Source organism: Deltaproteobacteria bacterium (assembly GCA_020848905.1).
In the GTDB taxonomy this organism is placed as follows: Bacteria; Myxococcota_A; Polyangia.
This window is the reverse complement of record JADLHG010000050.1, coordinates 32,773-52,424: the sequence shown is the minus strand read 5'-3', so window position 1 is coordinate 52,424 and position 19,652 is coordinate 32,773. Positions and strand designations below refer to the sequence as shown.

At 71.5% G+C, this 19,652-nt stretch carries 15 protein-coding genes; 5 read left to right on the top strand and 10 right to left on the bottom strand.

Annotation, left to right across the window (positions count from 1 at the left end; genetic code table 11):
- The first annotated feature begins 27 nt into the window (after positions 1-27).
- The gene (locus tag IT371_22590) at positions 28-447 is read left to right on the top strand and encodes a YjbQ family protein (GenBank protein MCC6750470.1); all 420 of its coding nucleotides are present in this window, start codon (positions 28-30) and stop codon (positions 445-447) included.
- 143 nt (positions 448-590) lie between these two features.
- Entirely contained in the window at positions 591-1,655 is a 1,065-nt protein-coding gene (locus tag IT371_22585) for a glycosyltransferase family 2 protein (protein MCC6750469.1), read from the top strand.
- Positions 1,656-1,673: 18 nt separating this feature from the next.
- Here the strand turns inward: IT371_22585 and IT371_22580 are convergent, their stop codons facing one another.
- From IT371_22580 to IT371_22570, 3 genes are all read right to left on the bottom strand, one after another.
- Complete coding sequence (locus tag IT371_22580) at positions 1,674-2,462, bottom strand: ABC-2 family transporter protein (GenBank protein MCC6750468.1); 789 nt, start codon at positions 2,460-2,462, stop codon at positions 1,674-1,676.
- Between the two features lie 6 nt (positions 2,463-2,468).
- Complete coding sequence (locus IT371_22575; GenBank protein ID MCC6750467.1) at positions 2,469-3,209, bottom strand: ABC-2 family transporter protein; 741 nt, start codon at positions 3,207-3,209, stop codon at positions 2,469-2,471.
- Positions 3,210-3,271: 62 nt separating this feature from the next.
- Positions 3,272-4,279 carry an ATP-binding cassette domain-containing protein gene (locus tag IT371_22570; protein MCC6750466.1) on the bottom strand — a complete coding sequence of 336 codons (1,008 nt, stop codon included), beginning with the start codon at positions 4,277-4,279 and terminating at the stop codon, positions 3,272-3,274.
- 113 nt (positions 4,280-4,392) lie between these two features.
- Here IT371_22570 and IT371_22565 point away from each other — a divergent pair, with 113 nt between their 5' ends.
- A complete protein-coding gene (locus tag IT371_22565) occupies positions 4,393-5,823 on the top strand; it encodes a hypothetical protein (GenBank protein MCC6750465.1) in 1,431 nt (476 codons plus the stop codon).
- On the opposite strand, the gene IT371_22560 is transcribed toward IT371_22565, so the two are convergent.
- Together IT371_22560 and IT371_22555 are read right to left on the bottom strand one after the other, a co-directional pair.
- Positions 5,824-8,889 (bottom strand): hypothetical protein, encoded by a 3,066-nt coding sequence (locus IT371_22560; GenBank protein ID MCC6750464.1) that lies wholly within the window; start codon positions 8,887-8,889, stop codon positions 5,824-5,826.
- The gene (locus IT371_22555) at positions 8,886-10,352 is read right to left on the bottom strand and encodes a hypothetical protein (GenBank protein MCC6750463.1); all 1,467 of its coding nucleotides are present in this window, start codon (positions 10,350-10,352) and stop codon (positions 8,886-8,888) included. The genes IT371_22560 and IT371_22555 overlap by 4 nt, the downstream gene beginning before the upstream one ends.
- A 119-nt stretch (positions 10,353-10,471) precedes the next feature.
- Here IT371_22555 and IT371_22550 point away from each other — a divergent pair, with 119 nt between their 5' ends.
- Positions 10,472-11,131, top strand: a complete 660-nt coding sequence (locus tag IT371_22550) for a pseudouridylate synthase (GenBank protein ID MCC6750462.1) — start codon at positions 10,472-10,474, stop codon at positions 11,129-11,131.
- On the opposite strand, the gene IT371_22545 is transcribed toward IT371_22550, so the two are convergent.
- The 5 genes from IT371_22545 to IT371_22525 all read right to left on the bottom strand — a co-directional run bounded on the left by IT371_22545 (position 11,132) and on the right by IT371_22525 (position 17,616).
- Positions 11,132-12,214 (bottom strand): NAD-dependent epimerase/dehydratase family protein, encoded by a 1,083-nt coding sequence (locus IT371_22545; protein MCC6750461.1) that lies wholly within the window; start codon positions 12,212-12,214, stop codon positions 11,132-11,134.
- A complete protein-coding gene (locus tag IT371_22540) occupies positions 12,211-13,263 on the bottom strand; it encodes an NAD-dependent epimerase/dehydratase family protein (GenBank protein ID MCC6750460.1) in 1,053 nt (350 codons plus the stop codon). The genes IT371_22545 and IT371_22540 overlap by 4 nt, the downstream gene beginning before the upstream one ends.
- A gap of 49 nt (positions 13,264-13,312) precedes the next feature.
- Positions 13,313-14,737 (bottom strand): exopolysaccharide biosynthesis polyprenyl glycosylphosphotransferase, encoded by a 1,425-nt coding sequence (locus IT371_22535; protein MCC6750459.1) that lies wholly within the window; start codon positions 14,735-14,737, stop codon positions 13,313-13,315.
- Between the two features lie 208 nt (positions 14,738-14,945).
- Entirely contained in the window at positions 14,946-16,418 is a 1,473-nt protein-coding gene (locus IT371_22530) for a lipopolysaccharide biosynthesis protein (protein MCC6750458.1), read from the bottom strand.
- A 22-nt stretch (positions 16,419-16,440) separates the two neighbouring features.
- Positions 16,441-17,616 (bottom strand): glycosyltransferase family 4 protein, encoded by a 1,176-nt coding sequence (locus tag IT371_22525; protein MCC6750457.1) that lies wholly within the window; start codon positions 17,614-17,616, stop codon positions 16,441-16,443.
- Positions 17,617-17,678: 62 nt separating this feature from the next.
- On the opposite strand from IT371_22525, the gene IT371_22520 reads away from it, so the two are divergent.
- Positions 17,679-19,526: a hypothetical protein gene (locus IT371_22520; protein MCC6750456.1), complete on the top strand. Its 1,848-nt coding sequence runs from the start codon at positions 17,679-17,681 to the stop codon at positions 19,524-19,526.
- The last annotated feature ends 126 nt before the right edge of the window (positions 19,527-19,652 follow it).

Sequence of the window (19,652 nt, the reverse complement as noted above, 5' to 3'; positions counted from 1 at the left end):
CGGCGCGCTACGGCTGGAGGGCGAAGGATGAAATCACTCACGCGTCACCTGACCTTCAACGTGCCCGCGCGCCTGGGCTTCGTCAACATCACGCACGAGGTCGAGCAGGCGGTGACCGAGTCGGGGGTGCAGGAGGGGCTGTGCCTGGTCAACGCCATGCACATCACCGCCAGCGTCTTCATCAACGACGACGAGTCGGGGCTGCACCGGGACTACCAGGTCTGGCTCGAGAAGCTCGCGCCGCACGCGCCCACCGAGCAGTACCTGCACAACCGCACTGGCGAGGACAACGCTGACGCGCACCTGAAGCGGCAGGTGATGGGACGCGAGGTGGTGGTGGCCATCACGCAGGGGAGGCTGGACTTCGGTCCCTGGGAGCAGATCTTCTACGGGGAGTTCGACGGGCGGCGGGCGAAGCGCGTCCTGGTCAAGGTGATCGGCGAGTAGAGCGCCTGCCCCCCGGGGGATGCCGTCGGGGAAGCCTCCGTCGACGGGACTTGCCCTCGACGGGGCGAGTCGAGTATGGATCGGCCTTCCGCGGGCGAGGCGGCGCAGCTGCGCCGGTGGCAACGCGGGGGTGAGGCCTCCGAATGAGCGTGCAACTCCAGCCCGACGTCTGTGTCCCGAGCTCGTCCGCGCCTCTCGTGTCGGCGGTGGTGGTGAACTGGAACGGCGGCGACATGCTCTTCGAGAGCCTGGAGTCGCTCTTCGGTCAGAGCTACGGCCGGATCGAGGTGATCCTGGTCGACAACGCGTCCACCGACGGTTCGGGGGACGAGGCGGTGCGGCGCTTCGGCAGCCGCCTGCACGTGATCTGGAACGTCGAGAACACGGGGTTCGCCTTCGCCAACAACCAGGGGATCGCCCAGGCCCGCGGGGAATGGATCTTCCTGCTGAACAACGACGCTATCGCCGACCGCGAGGCGATCCGGGAGCTCGTGGACTTCGGCGCCTCGCGACGCGAGGTGGGGATGCTCGCCTGTCGCGTGCTCCAGAAGGACGCACCGGACCACTTCGACTCGGTGGGGCTGCTCTTCTACCCCGACGGGGTGGCGCGGTCGCGCGGGTGGGCCGAGCGGGATGAGGGGCAGTACGACCGGGCGGAGGAGATCCTGGCTCCCAACGCGTGCGCGGCCATGTACCGCCGCGCGATGCTCGAGGAGGTCGGGGTCTTCGACGACGCCTACTTCATGTACCTGGAGGAAATGGACCTCGCGGTGCGAGGACAGCTCTCGGGCTGGCGCTGCTGGTACGTGCCGAGCGCCAGGGCGTGGCACAAGAAGTCGGCCACGGCAGGGAACTCGTCGTCGAAGAAGGCCTACTTCGTCGAGCGGAACCGCGTGTGGAACGCGGTGAAGCTGCTGCCCCGCGGGATGCTGGTGCGGAGTCCGCTGAGCACGCTCCGGCGATACGTCGTGCAGGGGTACGCGGCGGCGCGTGGGCGAGGACTGTCGGCGGAGTTCGTGGGGCAGCACTCCTTCGGTCAGGTGGCGGGGGTGATGCTTCGCGCGTACGGCGCGGCGGCGCTCCGGTTGCCCGAGATGATGGCCAAGCGGCGCGAGATCCAGGGCCGGCGCCGACTCAGCGTCGGGGAATGGAACCAGCTCCTTCGGCGCCACGAGCTCAGCGTCGTCGAGCTGGCGATGAAGGCCTGAGCCGACCCCGCCCGAGATCTAGCCGCCGGCGCTGGTGTAGCGCCTTAGCGCCCGTAACCACACCACCCGCGCGATCCCCGTGAAGGCCAGCGCCCCGACGAGGGCCAGGCCCGCCCGCCAGAGCTCCAGGCGCTCGAGGATGGCGAGGGCCGGAAACGTGGTCATGACGGCGAGCGGGATGACGAAGGTGAAGAGGATCGCCAGCGCGCCCCGGTAGACCGACGCGGGCCAGCGCGCCGCGTCGTAGACCGACGCGAAGAGGAACGAGAGGTTGTCCACCTTGACCAGGATGAAGGCGAGGGCGATGACCAGGATCCAGATGGAATAGAGGATGAGCACCGCGCCGCAGAGGAGCAGCAGGGTGAGCGCCACCGCCTGTGGGGACGGGACGTGACCCAGGCGCCCGAGCGCGATGACGAGGATCGCGAGGCCGGAGGCGACGTCCACGAGCTTCGGCAACTCGAAGCGGGCGGTCGAGACGAGGAACTGGGCGTCGGCGGGCTTGAGCAAGAGGAAGTCCAGCGTCCCCTTGCGCACCTGCTCGACGACGGTCTGCAGCGCGGGACGGATCGCCCCGTCGAGAACCCCCTTGAGGACGGTGAACCAGGCGACGACCACCAGGGCCTCGTCCGCCTTCCACCCGGCCACCGTCTTCCGCCCCGAGAAGAGCACGAGCAGCGGGATGAGGGCGATGGCGGTCCAGAAGAGCGAGAGGACCGCGCCCACCACGAAGTCCAGGCGGTACTGCAGGGAGAGGAGGAGCGAAAGCTTGAGCTGCAGCGCGAGGAGGGTCAGGTAGCGGCGCACCGTGGCTCACCCACCGTAGGCGGCGAAGCGGCGTAGGCCGGCGCGCCAGAGGAGGAGGGCCGCGGCGTAGACGATGGCCACGTAGGTCCACTGGCTGGCGAGGGCGAGCAGGAGCTCGCGGCGACCGAGCAGGCCGAGGAGGGTCTCGACCGGGAACGAGAGGACGTAGCGAAAGGGGAGCCACTTGGAGAGGGCGAGCAGGCTGGCCGGGAAGAGCTCGAGGGGGATGGTGTAGCCCGAGAAGACGAAGAAGAGGCCGAGCCAGAGGTCGAAGAGCGAGAGCGAGCTCTCCCAGAAGAAGCCCAGGGTACCGATGACGAGCATCACGCCGAAGGTGAGGGCCCACGCCCCGGCGAGCGAGAGGGGGAAGACGACCCAGTGGAGCGGGTCCGAGGCGAGCTGGTCGCGGCCGAGCCAGAGGAGCGCGGCCCCCGCGATGGGGAGGGCGAGGAGGACGCGGATCGGCAGGGCGGCGAGGTGCTCCGCGGCGTACGAGACGAAGGGGTGGAGGGGCCGGAGCAGCCGCATGGCCAGCGCGCCGTGGCGGATCTCGTAGTTGAGCTGCCAGACGACCCACGCGCCGGTGAGAAGCCGGACGACGAGCGTGGCGAGGAAGTACGCGCTGAACTCCCGCACCCCGAAGCGCCCGACGGGAGCCTCTTCGGCCACCGCGCTCCAGAGGAGGAGCATGACGAGCGGCATATTGGTCGACAGGATCCAGATCAGGAACTCGCCGCGATAGGCCATCGCCTCGGCGAAGCCGACGCGAAAGAGCGTCGGGAGGGCGCGCAGGGTGCGACCGGCGCCGGTCACCGCGCGCTCTCCGCCGTCGCGGGGGGCGACGCCTTCGGTCGATCGAAGAGCTCGGCGAGGATCTCCTCGAGGGGGGCGTCCTCGACGGTCAGGTCCACGACCGCGAGCTCGGCGAGGGCCGCCGCGATGGTGCCGTTCAGCTCGGCCTGCGGCACCTGGAGCGTGACCTGCGCCTCGCCCTGCTGCACCAGGCGGCCCGCGAGTCGCGCGAGCTGCTCGGGGGTGGCGGGGGCGCCGAGGCGCAGGGTGACGCGCTTTTCGGGCCGGCTCGCGCGGGCGAGCTCCTCCAGCCCGCCGTCGTACGTCAGGCGTCCGTGGTCGATGACCACGATGCGCGGGCAGAGGGCGGCCACGTCGGCCATGTAGTGGCTCGTGAGGAGCACCGTCGCGCCGTGCCGCTCGTTGTACTCCTTGATGAAGCGGCGGATCGCGGCCTGCATCCCGACGTCGAGGCCGATCGTGGGCTCGTCGAGAAAGAGGATCTTGGGGCGGTGGAGCAGCGCCGCCACGAGCTCGCACTTCATGCGTTCGCCGAGGCTGAGCTGGCGCGTCGGCTTCTGCACGAGGTCCCCGAGCTGCAGGAGCGTGCTGAGCTCCGCGATGGTGCCGTCGGCCTCGGCGCGCGGGATCTGATAGATGGCCCGGTTGAGCTCGAAGGTCTCGACGGGGGGGAGGTCCCAGAGGAGCTGCTGCTTCTGGCCGGTGACGAGCGTGATGCTGCTCAGGAAGGCGGCCTGGCGCTCCTGCGGCCGGAAGCCCGCCACGCGCACCTCTCCGGCGGTGGGGTGGAGCAGGCCGGCCAGCACCTTCAGGGCCGTGGTCTTGCCGGCACCGTTCGGGCCGAGAAACCCGACGCGCGCGCCTGGTGGAATGTGGAACGAGATGCCGTCGAGTGCCGGGACCACCTCGTAGCGGCGGGCCACGAGCGAGCGAAGCGCGGCGAGGAGCCCCGGCGGGCGCTTGTGCGTGCGGTAGTGCTTGACGAGGTTCTGGACGTGGATCATGAGCCGCCGCGGCGGCGCAAGTGTAGCCCCACTCCGCCCCCCGGACCACCGACCCGGAGCGAAGGGCCCCGGCGCCTTGCGGGGTCCGGGGCCTCCGCGGTATGGAGGTGCGCATGACCGACGGAGAGCAGCGCCCTCCCGCGGGGCGCGCGGGGCGCCTTTCGGGACTCGCGCTGGCGGGTCTGTCGGGCGCGGCCCTCTTCGTCTCCGACTACCCGCTCCACCTCTTTCCGCTGCAGCTCGTGGCGCTCGTGCCGTGGCTCTGGGCGCTCGACCGTCGCGCGCCGCGCGTGCGGGACGCGCTGCTCGCAGGTCTCGGCTTCGGGCTCTGCTACACGCTGCCGCTGCTCCTCGTGCTGGAGTTCCCGCTCGGGATGGGCTTGCCGCTGGCGCTCTATCTGACGCTCCTCTGGATGGGCGCGTCCGTCGGCGTCCGCTGGGTGCGCGGCTCGCCGGCCCCCTGGGGCGCTCTCGCGACCGCCGGCGTGGTCGTGCTCGTGGAGTGGGTGGACTACGCCCTGGTCCCGGTGTGGGGGACCGCGCAGGCCTTCGTTCGCGTCTGGAGCGCCGCGCCGTGGGCCGTCCAGTTCGTGGCCGCGACGGGCGTGGCGGGCGTGGTCTTCGCCATCGTGGCGCTGCAGGCGCTGGGGCTGGACCTGGCGCGCTCCCGGCGAGCCTGGCGCACGAGCGGCATGGTCCTCGCCGCGCTGCTTCTCGCGCTCGGCCTGGCGAACGGCCTCGGCTGGTACGAGCGGCCGAAGGGGCTGCTCCGGGTCGCGGCCGCCGGGTGGACCTGGCGCGACCTGCCGCGGGGTCAGGCCACGCCGGCGAGCCTCGTGCTGGAGAAGGTCTTCCGCCCGCTGCTGGAGCGGGCCGCGGATGAGAAGGCTGCGCTCGTGGTGGCCCCCGAGGTGGCGTTCTTCGTCGGACCCACCGAGAAGGAGTCGCTCCTCGGCGAGCTGGCGGGGCTCGCGCGGCGGCACCGGCTGGCCGTGGTGGTGGGGTACTTCGACGTCGCGCGGCGGGAGAACCGGGCCGTCTGGATCGACGCCGACGGTCGGCGGCAGGCCGACTACGTGAAGACGCACCTCATCCCCTTCGTCGAGGTCTACCAGGGCGGGAGCGGCGCGCTCGCGCTGGTCGGGACCTCTGTCGGGGCGGCGGGGCTCATGATCTGCCAGGACGACAACTTCACCGACCTCTCGCGGGCGTACGCGCGCGCGGGGACGCGGCTCATGGTCGTGCCCACGAACGACTGGGCCCAGGTGCAGCGCTACCACTACGAGAACAGCCGCTTTCGGGCCCTCGAGGCGCGCTACGGCCTGGTGCGCGGGGCCTCGAACGGCACGAGCGCGATCGTTTCGGGGCGCGGCGAGGTGCTGGCCGAGCGGGACCACTTCCGGAGCGGGCCCGGGCTCGTAGTGGCGGACCTGCCGATCTATGCCGGGCGCACGTTCTACGCGAGGGCCGGCGAGTGGGTCGTGCTGGCGGCGGGGGTGCTGCTCGTCCTCGGCCGGTGGCGCCACAGACGCCGGGGACGCTGATCAGGGAGAGAGCGGGACCGACGGGGCCGGGATCCAGGGGCAGCTCGCCGTGGCCATGCACGGATCGTCGCGCAGCTCGCGTCCGCGCGTCTGATAGAAGCGCCCCACCATGTGAATGAGGAAGGTGTCGGTGTCGAAGGCGCCGCCCGTGTGCGGGACGCCGAAGCCGTGCTGTCCGGCCGGGTTCAGCAGGGGGATGCGGATCGCCGAGAGACCCGTGCTCGTCGCGCGCGTCAGGCGCAGCGGGGCGCCGAGGCGGGGCGCTTCCGGCGCGTGGGCGCCGCGCGAGAAGTCCTCCGGATCGGCGACGACCTGCTTGCCGTCGAAGCGGCGGGTCCACGAGAGCGCCTCCGTGACGTGGGCATCGATCAAGACCTGGTTGGCCGGTCGACCGAAGCGCGGGTCGGGAGAGAGGTAGTCCACGATCCCCGCCGCGCGCGCGGCCGCGATCCCCGTGGCGACGGGGACCGAGGTGTCCCCGGCGGTGACGATGAAGCAGATGTTGGAGCCGGGGCGGGCCCGGTCGTAGTCCTCGGTGTGCAGCGGATCGGCGAAGACGTGCGGGGCGTAGCTCACGGGGTCGCCCGGGTCGACACCCATCTGGGCCAGCACGAACATGCGGCGGAAGTCGGGGGTGTTGCGCTGCAGGCCGAGGCCCGGCGTGAGCGCCACCAGCGGGCTGCCGCTCGCGTAGCGCACGCCGTGCAGGTCCACCTCCGCGCCGAAGCGGTCGTAGGTGGCGCGGAGGGCGCCGGTCGGTCCCTGGAAGACCCGCACCTCGAGGCGTTCGCCGAGGCGGGGCGTGTCGACCACGCGCGTCGGCGGCTCGGGGCTCGCCGGGTCGATCCGGAGCAGCACGCGGAGCTCGGTGGGGTCGAGCGCGTTCGCCGCGACGTGCAGGCGCGCCCGCCCACCCTCGCCGGCGTAGGTGACGTACCGCGCTCCCGAGGCCAGGTTGGTCAGCTCGACCCGGTCGCCGGCGCGCACGTCGACGTTCGGCACCAGCACGCGCGTGACGGCCTTGTTGGCGCTCGGGACTATCGCCGCCAGGTCCGTCGATCCCGGCTTCTCCCCCGGTCGCACGATCAGGATCGGGGCCATGCTGCGCAGCATTGCCGCCTCGGGGACCCCCGGCGTCGTGGTCCGGCCCGAGATAAACGTCAGGCCGCCGCCCCCCGCCGACGGTGCGCCGGCCACGATGGCGGGCTCCACCGCGTTCACGATGGTCGACACGATCCCGCCCAGGCTCGTGCCCCAGGCGAAGTAATCGACCCCCGGCCCACCCAGGTCCACGCGGCCGTCTCCGTCGAAATCGCCGAGGAGCTCGGGCTTGCCGTCCCCGTCGAGGTCCTGCCCGCTCCGTCGCTGCCCGTCGAGGGCTCGCAGGGCGCGCGTCAAGACCAGCAGGTCGAGCACGGTCTGCCGCACCATGTCGCGAGTGTGAAAGACGTCTCCCGAGAAGAAATCGGCGCCCGGGTCGGGCTGCCCGTCGTTGTTCAGGTCGCGCGCGCGTCCCGGCCAGAGCGCCTCGAGGGCCGGCCGGATCTTGAGCAGGCCGAAGATGCCCTTGGCCACCTCGAGCACGTCCTTCGCAGGGGCGAAGCCGTGCCCGTAGGCGTCGATGGTGCAGCTCGCGATCCCGTAGCGCGCCATGTGCCCCGAGAAGAGGAGGTTCTCGACCCGGCTCTGCCCGTAGCCGTGGGCGTAGAGCGCCACCGGGAAGGGAGCGCCGCGGCCGCGGTCCTGGCGCGGGACGGCGCAGAGGAAGGGGATGCGGTGCGTGCCATAGACCGCGTGGCCGGTCTTGCGGTCCAGGTCCCAGACCTCGTCCTCGTCGGCGGGGTGCCCCGGGCCGGCGTGACGATTCCGGTCCGCGAGCAGGTTCGGACCCTCGACCTCGCCCATCACCACGTACGCGACGTTGTCGAAGGACTGCGCGAGCGCCTTGATCCCCTCCGGGTCCGTCCCGGACTGGGTCGGCCCGATGTAGATCGGGCCGAGCACGCCGGCGAGAGAGCGAACCTGCGCGCCCGGCAGGAGGTAGGGGCTGCCCCCGCCCGTGTAGACCTTGTGCAGCGTGAGTCCGACGGGGAACTCGCGCGCGAGGTGCGCAAAGGGCCCCACGCCGTAGAGGCCGCGACGGAGCGCCTCGAGGTCGCGCGTGGGTCCCTGGGTGGTGAAGGTCCAGGCGAACGCCACCTGGTCGAGGTCGAGCCCGTAGCGGCGGAGCACCTCCGGCAGGCCGCGCAGGTCTTCGGTCTGCTTGAGGTGGTGCACGTACGGAAAGGGCGAGCGTACCGGGTGGCCATCCTCGCCGGTCAGTCGCTTGGTCAGGACCACCGCATAGCGAGCTTCCTGCTCGAGCGGCACCACGGGCTTCAGGAGCAGCGTGTCGGTCGCCTTCTCGTAGAAGGTGAGCAGTCGGTCGAGCGGGTCGCCGCCGCGCGGGTGGACGTTCGGAACGTCGAGAACGCCGTCCCCGTCGGTGTCCTCACCGGGGTCGAGCCGGCCGTTTCGATTCACATCCTCGTCGGTGGTGTCGAAGAGCAGGTTGGCCACCTTCGCCCGCGGGTCCCCCTCCCAGAAGGCGGTGAGCCTCGGGAGCGTGAGGGGGAAGTTCCCCTGGTCGAAGTCGAGCAGCACGGCCTGGCCGTAGCGTGGCGACCGCGGCTCGAGGTTCACGAGCAGCACCGCGTCGTCGTCGAAGTCGCGGTTCGCGCGCTGCCGCCGGGTCAGGTTGTCCAGGTCCAGCGGGGCGTCGAAGCGGACGGTGATCGCCCCGTAGGTGCTGAAGCCCTCGAGGCGGCTGGCGTGCTGCCGCACCTTGCGCTCCATGCGGGTCGGCGCGCCGAGCGGCAGATTGAGCCGCTTGCCGGTGGGCGAGTCGGGGTCGGGGCGGGTCGCGAGGTCGTTCGGAAAGGGGAGGTCGGGGAGGGGCTGGGCGTCGAGGTCGAAGATCACCTTGGGGCCGGGGCCGGGGTCGGCCCACTCGAGCCCCTCGGGACGCGGCCCCGCGCACCCCGCGACGAAGGCCGCGAGCAGTCCGGCCAGGCGGCGCCGGGTCACTGGTATCTCCAGTCCAGCAGGAAGCGCCCCACGACTCGGTCCACCCCGCCCATGAAGCGGCCCGCCGCGTCGTTCAGCGCCTCGCCGGGGAAGAGGTGTCCCCAGTCCAGGCCGAAGTTCACGCCGAGGCGCGGTGTCAGCGCCCAGCGGTAGCGCGCCGACGCGTGGACCTCGAACCCGAGCTCGCGTGCCGTCCCCGCGCCGCCGAGGAAGTTGCGATTCACGCCCCCCGCGCGAAAGGAGAGGTACGGGTCGACGAGGTCGGCCGCGCTTCGGGCGTAGAGCAGCCCCGCCCGCAGCGTGAGGCCGCGCACCGGTCGCAAGAAGAAGTGGGTCCAGACGTAGAGGGCGTTCGTCACGCTGCCGTTCGAGGGGACGTTCTCGGTCCCCGAGGGGGCGACGGCCACGTGGGCCCGGTCTCCCGCACGGTCGGCGGCCCGCGCGCTCATCGCCGCGAGCACCTCCGGAAAGAGCACCATGCCGACGGCGTAGTCGGGGTGGAAGCTGGCCGCGCGAGCCACGTCGTCTCCGCGGTCGTTATCTCCCGAGGCGTAGCCGAGTTCCGTGGTCAGGCCGACGCGGGAGGGTCGATGGGAGAGGGTGGCGCGCACCACCGCGCCGCCGGCTCGCACGGTGACCCCCTCGAGGTGGCCCTCCGGGCGCAAGCGGTCGGTGCTGCCGAAGAGGGCCAGCGCTTCGAAGCCGAGGCCGAAGATGAGCCCCGACCGGCCGAGCCGCTGCCGGATCTTTCCCGACGCGTCCAGCACGCCGACGCGCAGCTTGTCGCCGTCCTTGTCGTTCTGGTGCCGGTAACCGCCGTAGACGCCGAGGAAGGCCTGCCGGGTGCGGTAGAAGAGGGAGCCCACGGTGTTGATCGCCACGTCCCCGTTGCTCAGGTTGGCGTTCGTGTCCCGGTAGACGAGGTCCACGGCCGCCGCGACGTAGAGGTTCTGCGCGGGCATGGTGGCGAAGGCCGCGCGCTCCACGAGGTCTCCGAGGTGCGCGTAGCCGAAGGGGAGGTTGCTCTCTCCGTTGTTGGCCAGGATCCCGAGGCCCCAGTTGCTCGCCGTGTGGCCGAGGCGCAGCTCGCCGATGCGGCTGCGCCAGGCCACCATCAGGCGTCGCGGCTCGACGCGCTCGAAGGCGTTACGCTGGTGGCGCGGGAAGAGCACGTACTCGGCGCCCACGGTCGTCGTCTGGCCGGCCACCATGCCCGTGAAGAGATCCAGCCCGAGCTCGATGGTCAGGCCTTGCCCCGGGCGGGACATCTTGCCCATCAAGCGCAGGCGCTGCTCGGCCCAGGCGTTCTGCCCGAGCGTGCTCCGCTGGTCGTCGATCGGAAAGCTCGTCAGCCCGTGCGTGAGGAGACGGTACTCGGCCAGAAACTGCTGCTCGGGATCGTGCGCCGCCCGGATGCGCGGCTGAGCGGCGGCGGGGAGGGCGCACAGAAGGCCTAGAAACACCAGCGGCGACCATTTCACGGGGGGGGACCTCGGGTTCGAGTCGCACCTTTATACACTGGCCCGACCGACCACGTCGACGGGTAGCGTGCGGCGCAGACCATGGATAAGCTTGGTCGTACATGGTGCGACTCCTCTACGAAGACGCGGAACTGGTCGCGGTGGACAAGCCGAGCTGGGCCGTGGTGCACCGCGCGCGCGGTGCCGCCGGAGCCGTCGTTCTGGCCGAGGTGCTGGCCCGCCAGGTGGGGGGGCCGGTCTTCCCGGTGCACCGCCTCGACCGCCAGACCTCCGGGGTGATGGTCTTCGCCCGGACCTCGAGCGCCGCGTCGGTGCTGGCCGGGGACGTGCGCGAGGGGCGCTGGCGCAAGCGCTACCTCGGGCTCTGCCGCGGCGTGGTCGGCGAAGCCCGCGAGGTGGATCACCCCGTGGCCGACGGGGAGCGCCGCCTCCCCGCGCGCACCGACTTCGACCCGCTCGAGGCCTTCTGCGGGCGCTACACGCTCGTGCGGGCCTTTCCGCGCTCCGGTCGTCGGCATCAGGTGCGCTACCACCTGAAGCACATCGCCCACCCCCTCATCGGGGACGCGAACTACGGTCAGGGGGCGATCAACCGCTTCTTCAAGGAGACCTTCGGCCTCTCGCGCATGTTCCTGCACGCCGAGGCGCTGCGCATCGTCCACCCGCGGCGCGCGGAGCACCTCTCCTTCGAGGCGCCGATGCCCGCCGAGCTCGAGGAGGTGCTGGCCCGGCTCAGGATCTACGAGGGGCCGGTGCTCTGATCAGCCCTTCATGATCGCCTCGACGAACGCGCGATGCTCGCTGGCCCACCGGCAGAGGCCGAGCAGCAGCTCCTCGCCGGTCTGGCTCGGCTCCCACCCCCAGTGCGTTGTCACGCGGCGGTTGTCGGTCACGTAGTAGGGCATGTCGAAGGGGCGCTCCTCCCGCGACGCAGTGACCAGCCCCTCGCGCCGGAAGAACTCCTCGCAGAGCGCAGTGGTCTCGAGGAGCGAGAGACTGCTCTTCAGGCCGCCTCCCACATTCAGCCGCCTCGGTACGGGGCGGCCCGGCTCGTGGAGCTGCAGGGCCACGAGCCGCGCGAGATCCTCGGCCGAGACGAGGTCCCGCACCTGCTTTCCCGTCCCGCCGAATCCGAGGTAGCGCAGCGGCCGGCCGACGAGGAAGGCGTAGACCCAGAAGGAGAAGACCCCCTGGTCGATCTTGCCGAACTGGCCGGGGCCGGCGATCACGCCGCAGCGGTTGACCCAGACGGGGAAGTCGAAGGCCTGGCCGTATTCGAGGGCCAGGATCTCGCCGGCCAGCTTCGTCGCGCCGTAGAGCGAGACGGGGGGCTCGGTGGAGAAGGTCTCGTCGAGCCCCTCCACGCTGAGGCCGGGGACCCCCTCGACGCGTTGCGGATCGAGGGCGAGGCGCGTGGCCTCCTCGCGCACCGGGAGCGCGTTCAGCGCGGCGACCGAGTAGACCCGGCTCGAGCTGACCAGCACGAGTCCCGCGCGGTGCTGGCGGCAGTACTCGAGCACGTTGGCGGTGCCGACGAGGTTGTGTTCTACGAGCTGCTCGGCGCTCCCCGCGCCGAAGCCGCCGAGGCCGGCGAGGACGCTCGGGTTGGCCGCGCAGTCCACGACCCAGTCGGCCGGGGGGAGGGCGCGGAGGTCCGACGGGTGGCGGATGTCTCCGTGCAGCAGGGAGACGCCGTGAGCGGCGAGCGCGGGCAAGCTCGTCTCGGCGCCGCGCCGGCTGAGATTGTCGAGGCCGACGACGGTGCAATCCGGGTGGGCCTGCCGCAGGTAGAGCGCGAGCCGCGAGCCGAGGTAGCCCGCGCAGCCGGTGATGAGGATCTTCACGCGGTCAGCCTCTGCCGCCAGGCGGCCACGATCTCCTCGAAGATGCGGTCGAGCGAGACGGAGAGGTCCCAGCTCGGGTAGTGGTCGCGCATCTTGCGCAGGTCCGAGATGTAGCAGATGTGGTCGCCCGCGCGGTTTTGGTCGACGTATTCGTATTGCATCGGCCGGCCGGTCAGCTGCGCCACGCGGTCGAAGGCCTCGAGGATCGAACAGGCGTTCCCCCGGCCACCCCCCAGGTTGTAGACCTCGCCCGGCCGCGGCGCAGCGATGAAGGCCTCGGCGAAGCGCGCCACGTCGAGCGCGTGGATGTTGTCCCGCACCTGCTTCCCCTTGTAGCCGTAGACGCGGTAGGTGCGCCCCTCCAGGTTCACCTTGACCAGGTAGCTCAGAAACCCGTGGAGCTCGACCCCCGAATGGTTGGGGCCGGTCAGGCACCCGCCGCGCAGGCAGCAGGTGCGCAGGCCGAAGTAGCGGCCGTACTCCTGGACCATCACGTCGGCCGCCACCTTCGAGGCGCCGAAGACGGAGTGCTTCGACTGATCGATGGTGAAGCTCTCGGGGATGCCGGCCGCGTAGGCCGGGTCGTCGTAGTCCCAGCGCGTGGGCAATTCCTTGAGCCGGATGCGGTTCGGCGCGTCGCCGTAGACCTTGTTCGTGGACATGTGCACGAAGACCGCCTCGGGGGCGTGCTGCCGCGTGGCCTCGAGGAGGTTGAGCGTCCCGCCCGCGTTCACGTCGAAGTCGTCGTGCGGCCGCGAGGCGGCCAGGTCGTGGCTCGGCTGCGCGGCGGCGTGCACGATCGCCTCGGGGCGTAGCTCGGCGACGAGGCGGTTCACGCCGGCGCGGTCCCGCACGTCCTGCTCCCGGTGGCGAAAGGTGGGGTGGAGCTCCTCCAGCCGGCGCTGGTTCCAGCGCGTGTCTCCCGCCGGGCCGAAGAAGTCGGCGCGCATGTTGTTGTCCACGCCGAAGACCTCGTGGCCGCGCGAGGCGAAATAGCTCACCACCTCGCTGCCGATGAGTCCGCTCGAGCCCGTGACCAGGATTTTCATCGTCTCTCCGTCCACCCGCCCGGCGGGCCGGGAATTTAGCACATGCGTTCTAGTACGCTCCGCGGCCTCGGAGCACCGCGGGGAGCGTGAGCAGGAGCAGCTTGAGGTCGAGGGCCAGCGACCACTCGTCCACGTACTTGAGGTCCATGCGCATCCACTCGTCGAAGCCGAGCTGGCTCCGGCCGCTCACCTGCCACAGGCCGGTGAGGCCCGGCTTCATGGTCAGCCGCCGACGATACCAGCCGCGGATCTGCTGCTGCTCGCCGATCGGCAGCGGCCGGGGACCCACGAGGCTCATCTCGCCGCGGAGCACGTTGATGAGCTGGGGCAGCTCGTCCAGGCTCGTGCGGCGGAGGAAGCGCCCGAGGCTCGTGACGCGGGGGTCGGCCGTCAGCTTGAAGGTGGGGCCGTCCTGCGGGCTGGCTTCCTTGAGCGCGGGTTGCTGCGCCTCGGCCTCGGGGACCATGGTCCGGAACTTCAGCATGCCGAAGCGGCGTCCGTAATGCCCGACGCGCTGCTGGCGGAAGAGGACGGGGCTGCCGTCGAGCAGGCGAATGGCGAGGGCGATCGCGAGGAGCACGGGGGCGGCGAGGAGGAGCAGGAGCGCTCCGAAGAGGAGATCGGCGGCGTGCTTCACGGCGAGCGAGGCCGGGCGCTTCGGGGTGGGTTCGAAGGCCAAGAAGGGCTGGCCGAGCCAGGTCACGATTCGCGCCGGGGCGGAGAAGGGGACCAGCTCGATCGCCACGGCCGAGGGGACGCCCACCTGGTCGCAGGCGTCCATGAGCGGACGAGCCTCCTCGGGGCGATGGAACGGGGGGAAGAAGAGCACGCGGTCGATCGCCTCGTCGTGGAGGAGCTCGGCCAGCCGGCTCACGGACCCGAGGTGGGTGGAGGAGCCCTGCTCGTCCGCGGCGCCGGGGGTGTCGGAGAGGCGGCCCACGAGGCGCGGGGCGAAAGGCCCCGTCTCGCCGAGCGAGGAGACGAAGGCGCGCAGCGTGTCGGTCGGGTCGCCCACGAGAAGGAGGCGGTCCTGGCCCGAGCCGCGCTGGTGCTGGTAGCGCCGCCATTGCAGCAGGAGCAGCCGCTCGAGATAGAGCAGGGTCAGCGTCGAGGAGGTGAAGAGGGCCACGATGGAGCGGTTGATGTGAGCCTGCGTGAGAAAGAGCACCAGGGCCAGCGCGGCGAGGCCGAGCAGGTGGAGCTTCACCAGGTCCTTGAGGATGCGCAGGGGTCCCTGGCCGAGCTCGGCGATCCGATGCAAGTCGAAGAGGGCGATGAGAAAGAGCCAGAGCGGGATGCTGATGGCGACGATCAGCGCGCAGTGTTCGAAGGGGGCCGTGGCCTTGAGCTGGGGAAGAAAGTGGCGGAGCGTGGCGTGGAGGGCAAAGGCCAGCGCCATGGACGCCACGACCACGAGGGCATCGATAAAGAGGACGAGGCGCGCGACGGCGCCACGATCTGCGGGGAGGCTCATCGACGGGTACGCGGTGCTAGAGCGCCGAACAGTTTGACCTCGGTTGTGAAATCGCCGATGTGCGTCGCATCGCTGCGTTGCTCCTCGGTCACATATTCCCGATATGCTCCCTCGTCGCGCCTTGCGCTGCTCGCATCTCGACGATTTCGCTCGGTCGGCCAAACTGCTCGGCGCTCTGGGGGGATCCTAGGCGTGGGGGCGACGGGGGTCAACCGGGCGGCCTCCTCCAGGTGACGAGGGCTCGGCGGAGGGAGGGCGAGACGAGCGCGAGCGTGGCCGCGGCGGCGGCGATGGCCCCGCCGACGAGCGCGAGCTGGATCGTCGACGCTCCGCGCGAGGCCCAGACCGCGACCGAGGCGACCGCCGCGGGGAGGGCCGTCCAGGCCAGGAGGCCCGGATATCGAGAGCCGGCGAGCTGGCACGCCGCCGCGGACAGGAGCAGGTAGAGCAGCACGTTCGCGATGGCGGTGGCCAGCGCGAGGCCGAGGATGCCGAAGCGGGACCCGAGCAGGAGCGAGAGCGCCACCTGGGCCACGACGGCGACGACGTGGAGGGGGATGCTGACCGAGAAGCGGTCCACGGCCATGAGGGCCGCGCTCGACGGGCTGCCGGTCGCGTTGAGGAGCCACGCGAGGGCCAGGTAGGGGAGGAGGTCGCTCGGAGCCGCGCTCTCCGAACCCAGCCAGACGCGGAAGAGCGAGGGACCCGCGAGCACCAACGCGGCTGCGGCGGGGGTGAGCCCCAGGGCCAGCGCGGTCGTGCTCCCCTCGAACTGGAACCGGCCGCGTTCGCGCTCCTCGGCGGTGGCGGCCGGACGGAAGTTGCGCACGAGCCGGTGGAAGAGCGATTCCCACAGCACGTGGGAGAGCTTGTAGAGGGTGCTGGCCCACTGGTCGGCGGCGCTGAAGGCCCCGAGGGCCCTGGCCGAGGCGAAGAGCTGCCCGAGGGGGACGGCCGAGGAGTAGACCACCTTCCCCAGGCCGCGCGTCAGGTTGTAGCCGACCGAGTAGCGGAGGAGCTGCCACAGCCGCGGCCAGTCGGGAGCTGCGGGGCGCCCGATGGGGAGCTTCAGGCGGGCCAGGGCCACGAGCAGGGTGACCACGCGGACGAGCGGGAGCGCGGCGCGCAGCACCTGGATCCCGACGATCCCCAGCTCGAGGTGCAGGCCGAGCAGCACGACGCCCAGGTCCAGCACGGCCCCGACGATGGCTACGGCGTTGAGCTCCCGGATCCAGCCGAGGCCCTGGAGCGTGCCGGAGTAGAGGTTGCCGACGATGTTCAGCGGATAGCTCACCGCCGCGGCGAGGAGCATCAGCTTCAGCTCGTGCGAGTGCGCCACCGTCGCCGTGGAGAGGCCGCGACCCCCCACGAGGGCCAGCGCGCCGAGGACGAGCGTTCCCACGGCCGAGGCGAAGAGGGCCAGGAGGAAGGTCTGGTTCAGACCGGCCAGCACCTGGGCGCGCTCCTCCTGCCGCGCGGTCTCGTAGACGGCGACCTCGTGAATCGCGAGGTCGAAGACGAGCACCATGTCCACGGTCGCGGTGGCGAGCGCGACCATCCCCCAGTCGTCGGAGCCGAAGCGCTGGACGATCGCCCGGGTGAGCCAGAGCGTGGTCGCGAAGCGCGTGGCGCGCGAGATGACGCCGGCGGCGAGGCCCGAAGCGAAACGATCGGAGCGCATCGGCTGCCCGGTCTCCTCGGCGTCAGAACCCGGCCAGGGCCCGGTCGTAGATCGCCTCGAGGCGCGGGGTGAGGAGCGCCCAGGCATACTTCTCCTCGGCCACGGCGCGCGCGCGCTCCCCGAGGGTGGCGCAGCGCTGGGGATCCGTGAGGAGCTCGGCCATCGCCCGGCCGTAGCCCTCGGGGCTGGCGGGGGCGAGCAGCCCCACCTTGTCCCGCTCGAAGATCTCCACCATGTCGCCGACGGGGTTCGCGAGGACGGCCCGGCCCGCGGCGAGGTAGTCCCCGAGCTTGATCGGGCCGCGCGCCTGATTCATCAGGTTGTCCGAGCAGGGCATGAGGAGCACGTCGGACGCGCCGAGGTAGAGCGGTACGCGCTCGAAGGGCTGGGTCCCGACGGCGTGCACCGCCGAGGTCAGCTCGAGGCGCTCCACGAGCGCTTCGGCGTGGGGGTTGCGCGGGCCGACGACGAGCAGCCGGGACTCGGGGACGCGCTGGCGCGCCACGGCGAAGGCGCGAATCGCCAGCTCGAGGTCGTACTGAACGAAGCCCACGAAGCACGCGATGGGCGCGGTGGCGGGGAGGTCCAGCTCGCGGCGACACGCGGCCCGGTCCAGCACGGGCACCGTCCGCACGTTGGCGCCGGAGGGGAGGTAGTGCACGCGATCGCGACGCAAGCCGAGGTCGAGCGCGCGCTGTTCGAGCTTCCGGCTCGTCACCGTCACGTGGCGCGCGAAGCGACGGAAGCGCTCTTCGAGGAAGGTCTCGAAGGGAGCGAAGGCCACCCGCCCGATCCAGCTCTTGCGCTCGGAGATCGCGCCGCCGCGCCCCCACCAGTCGGCCCAGTCGCTGACCCACGGGACGCGCCGGCCGAGGCGCAGGGCGAGGCTCGGCAGCAGCACCACCGGGCGGCAGTCGAAGCCGTGCACGACGTCGAAGGGCTCGCGGGCGAAGCGAGCGCAGCGAAAGAGGGCGTCCCAGGGGTCCCAGCCGGTGCGGGCGAGGCCCACGCCGAGGTCCGGGGTCTCGACCACCCGAACGCCCTCGAGGAGCCGCTCCTCCGCGCGCAACCGCTCCTTGGGCGCGATGGTGGCGAGCGTCACCTGATGCCCGCGCAGCGCCAGCTCCCGCCCGAAGTAAAAGGCGCGAAAGAAGGTGCTGCGCCAGATCACGTTATGGTTGAGCATCAGGACGTTCACGGTGCTCTGCCTCGATCGGCGGCCATGCTACCATGGGCCTCCCGCCGAGCAACGAAGCCAGGATGAACGAGACGCACGAAGCACCTGCTGCTGACGCCCCGGACCGGGGTGGCGAGGCCGTTCGGTCCTCCGCCCGGCGCGGCCGAGCTCTGCTGGCGGTCGGCGTGCTCGGCCTGCTCGGCGTCGGGTTGCTCGCGACGGCCATCCCGGGCGTCTTCACCGTGGACGAGGACAACTACCTCGCGACGGTGGTGTCGCTGCGCCACGGCCGGCTGACCGTCCCCGGGACGGAGGGCTTGCCGCCCAGCAAGGAGCTCATCTGGTTCGAGCCCACGCCCCCCCGGGGAGAGCTGGAGCGCACGCCGGTCACCTCGGGAGCGCCGCCGCTCTACGCCCTCCTGGCCTGGCCGGCCTCGTTCTTCGGCTGGCGAGGGCTCGTTGCGCTGAACGTGCTCGCCTTCCTCGGGCTCCTCTGGGTCGTACACCGCTATGCGGCGAGGCACGCGACGCGCGCAGTTGCGGCGTGGGTCGCCGTGGCCGCTTGCGGCCTGGGGGGGTACCTCGTCGAGTACGCGCAGGGCGTCTGGCCGCACCTGATCTCGATCTTCCTCAACACGGCGGCTTTCGCGCTGGCGAGCCGGGCCCGCGAAGGCGGCAGGCTGCCGGTCCGCGCCTTGCTCGGGGCGGGGCTGCTCGCGGGCCTCGCCGTCGGGGTGCGCTATCCGAATCTGCTCTACGCGGTGGGCACGGGTCTCGGGCTCTTGCTCCTCGCCGAGCGGCGCGTTGCCGCGAGCGCGCTCTTCGCCGCCGGGATGACCGGGCCGGTGCTCCTCAGCACGTTGCTCAACGGGCTGCGCCTCGGGGTCTACAACCCGGTCACGCGAGGCAAGGAGTACTACCGGGCGGGGGACGCGGTGTACCGCAGCCGCGCGCTGGAGCTCGTGGTCGGTTTCGCGGCGCGGTTTCTCGACTACGGGCTGCTCCCCGCGGCGACGGGGGACCACGCCCGGTGGCATCCGTACCTGAGCCGCAGCCAGGAGGGGATCTACTACGTAGGGCGCGCGATCAAGAAGGCCTGGGTCCAGTCGGTCCCCTGGGTGCTCGTGCCCGTCCTCTACGCGGTGCGCAGCTGGCTGCCCGGACCTGCCGGGGCGAGCGCTCAGGGGGCGACCACGCAGCGCGCCGAGCTGCGGGCCATCGCGCTCGTGTGCGCGGTGGTGATGGCGAGTCTCGCCTCCTTCGGGTTACGCCGCGACGACGGACTCTGCTACAACCAGCGCTACTACCTCGACCTGCTTCCCGTCGCGGCGGTCGCGCTGGGTTGGGCCCTCGAGGGGGGGCTCGCCGCGGGCGCTCGTCCGCTCGGGCTCGGCGCGCTGCTCGGCGCGGGTCTCGCGCTGCCGGTCCTGCTCCTGCCGACCGGCGAGGGGCCGAGGTTTCTCCTCCTGGCGAAGGTCCCGCTCCTCCTCGGGGGCGTCGCGCTGCTCGGCTGGGTGCTCGCCAGCGGGCGGCGTCCGCGGGCGCTCGTTCTCGTCGGGCTCGCGCTCGGCTGGGCGGCGGCAGTGCACCTCGGTGACGACCTGCCCGCCTCGCGGCTGCACCGCGCTTGGCACCGTAAGCAGCTCGAGGCGATACGCCCGCACATCCCCGACCGCTCCGCGCTCTTCGCTTGCTGGGGGCGCAAGGATGCCCTCGGGCCCTTGCTCCTCGAGCGAGACCTGGTCATCGCGGACCTCAAGTACGACGACGGCAAGACCGCCCCCGCGCTGGCGAACGCGCTGCTCTCGCAGGGACGGCGCGTCTTTCTCCTCGGGGACGGGTGTGCGCGGGAGTGGGTGCTCGAGCTCTTGACCGGTCGGCCGATTCGGCGCGTCAAGGCCTCGGTCTTTCTGCTCGAGCTGTCGCGCTAGCCGTTACGCGAGCCGTCGCCGGTTGCCTGCACTGCGGAGCGTCCGTATAGTTGTCTGCGACTACATCCGTAACCGTGCGGACCATCGGCGCTCGTGACCTCCGAAGCGGTGGACGTCGCAGGAGGT

Coding starts and splice junctions, on each gene's coding strand:
- IT371_22590 (MCC6750470.1), top strand. CDS start 28: ATGAAATCACTCACGCGTCACCTGACCTTCAACGTGCCCGCGCGCCTG.
- IT371_22585 (MCC6750469.1), top strand. CDS start 591: ATGAGCGTGCAACTCCAGCCCGACGTCTGTGTCCCGAGCTCGTCCGCG.
- IT371_22575 (MCC6750467.1), bottom strand. CDS start 3,209: ATGGCCTATCGCGGCGAGTTCCTGATCTGGATCCTGTCGACCAATATG.
- IT371_22570 (MCC6750466.1), bottom strand. CDS start 4,279: ATGATCCACGTCCAGAACCTCGTCAAGCACTACCGCACGCACAAGCGC.
- IT371_22565 (MCC6750465.1), top strand. CDS start 4,393: ATGACCGACGGAGAGCAGCGCCCTCCCGCGGGGCGCGCGGGGCGCCTT.
- IT371_22550 (MCC6750462.1), top strand. CDS start 10,472: ATGGTGCGACTCCTCTACGAAGACGCGGAACTGGTCGCGGTGGACAAG.
- IT371_22540 (MCC6750460.1), bottom strand. CDS start 13,263: ATGAAAATCCTGGTCACGGGCTCGAGCGGACTCATCGGCAGCGAGGTG.
- IT371_22535 (MCC6750459.1), bottom strand. CDS start 14,737: ATGAGCCTCCCCGCAGATCGTGGCGCCGTCGCGCGCCTCGTCCTCTTT.
- IT371_22530 (MCC6750458.1), bottom strand. CDS start 16,418: ATGCGCTCCGATCGTTTCGCTTCGGGCCTCGCCGCCGGCGTCATCTCG.
- IT371_22520 (MCC6750456.1), top strand. CDS start 17,679: ATGAACGAGACGCACGAAGCACCTGCTGCTGACGCCCCGGACCGGGGT.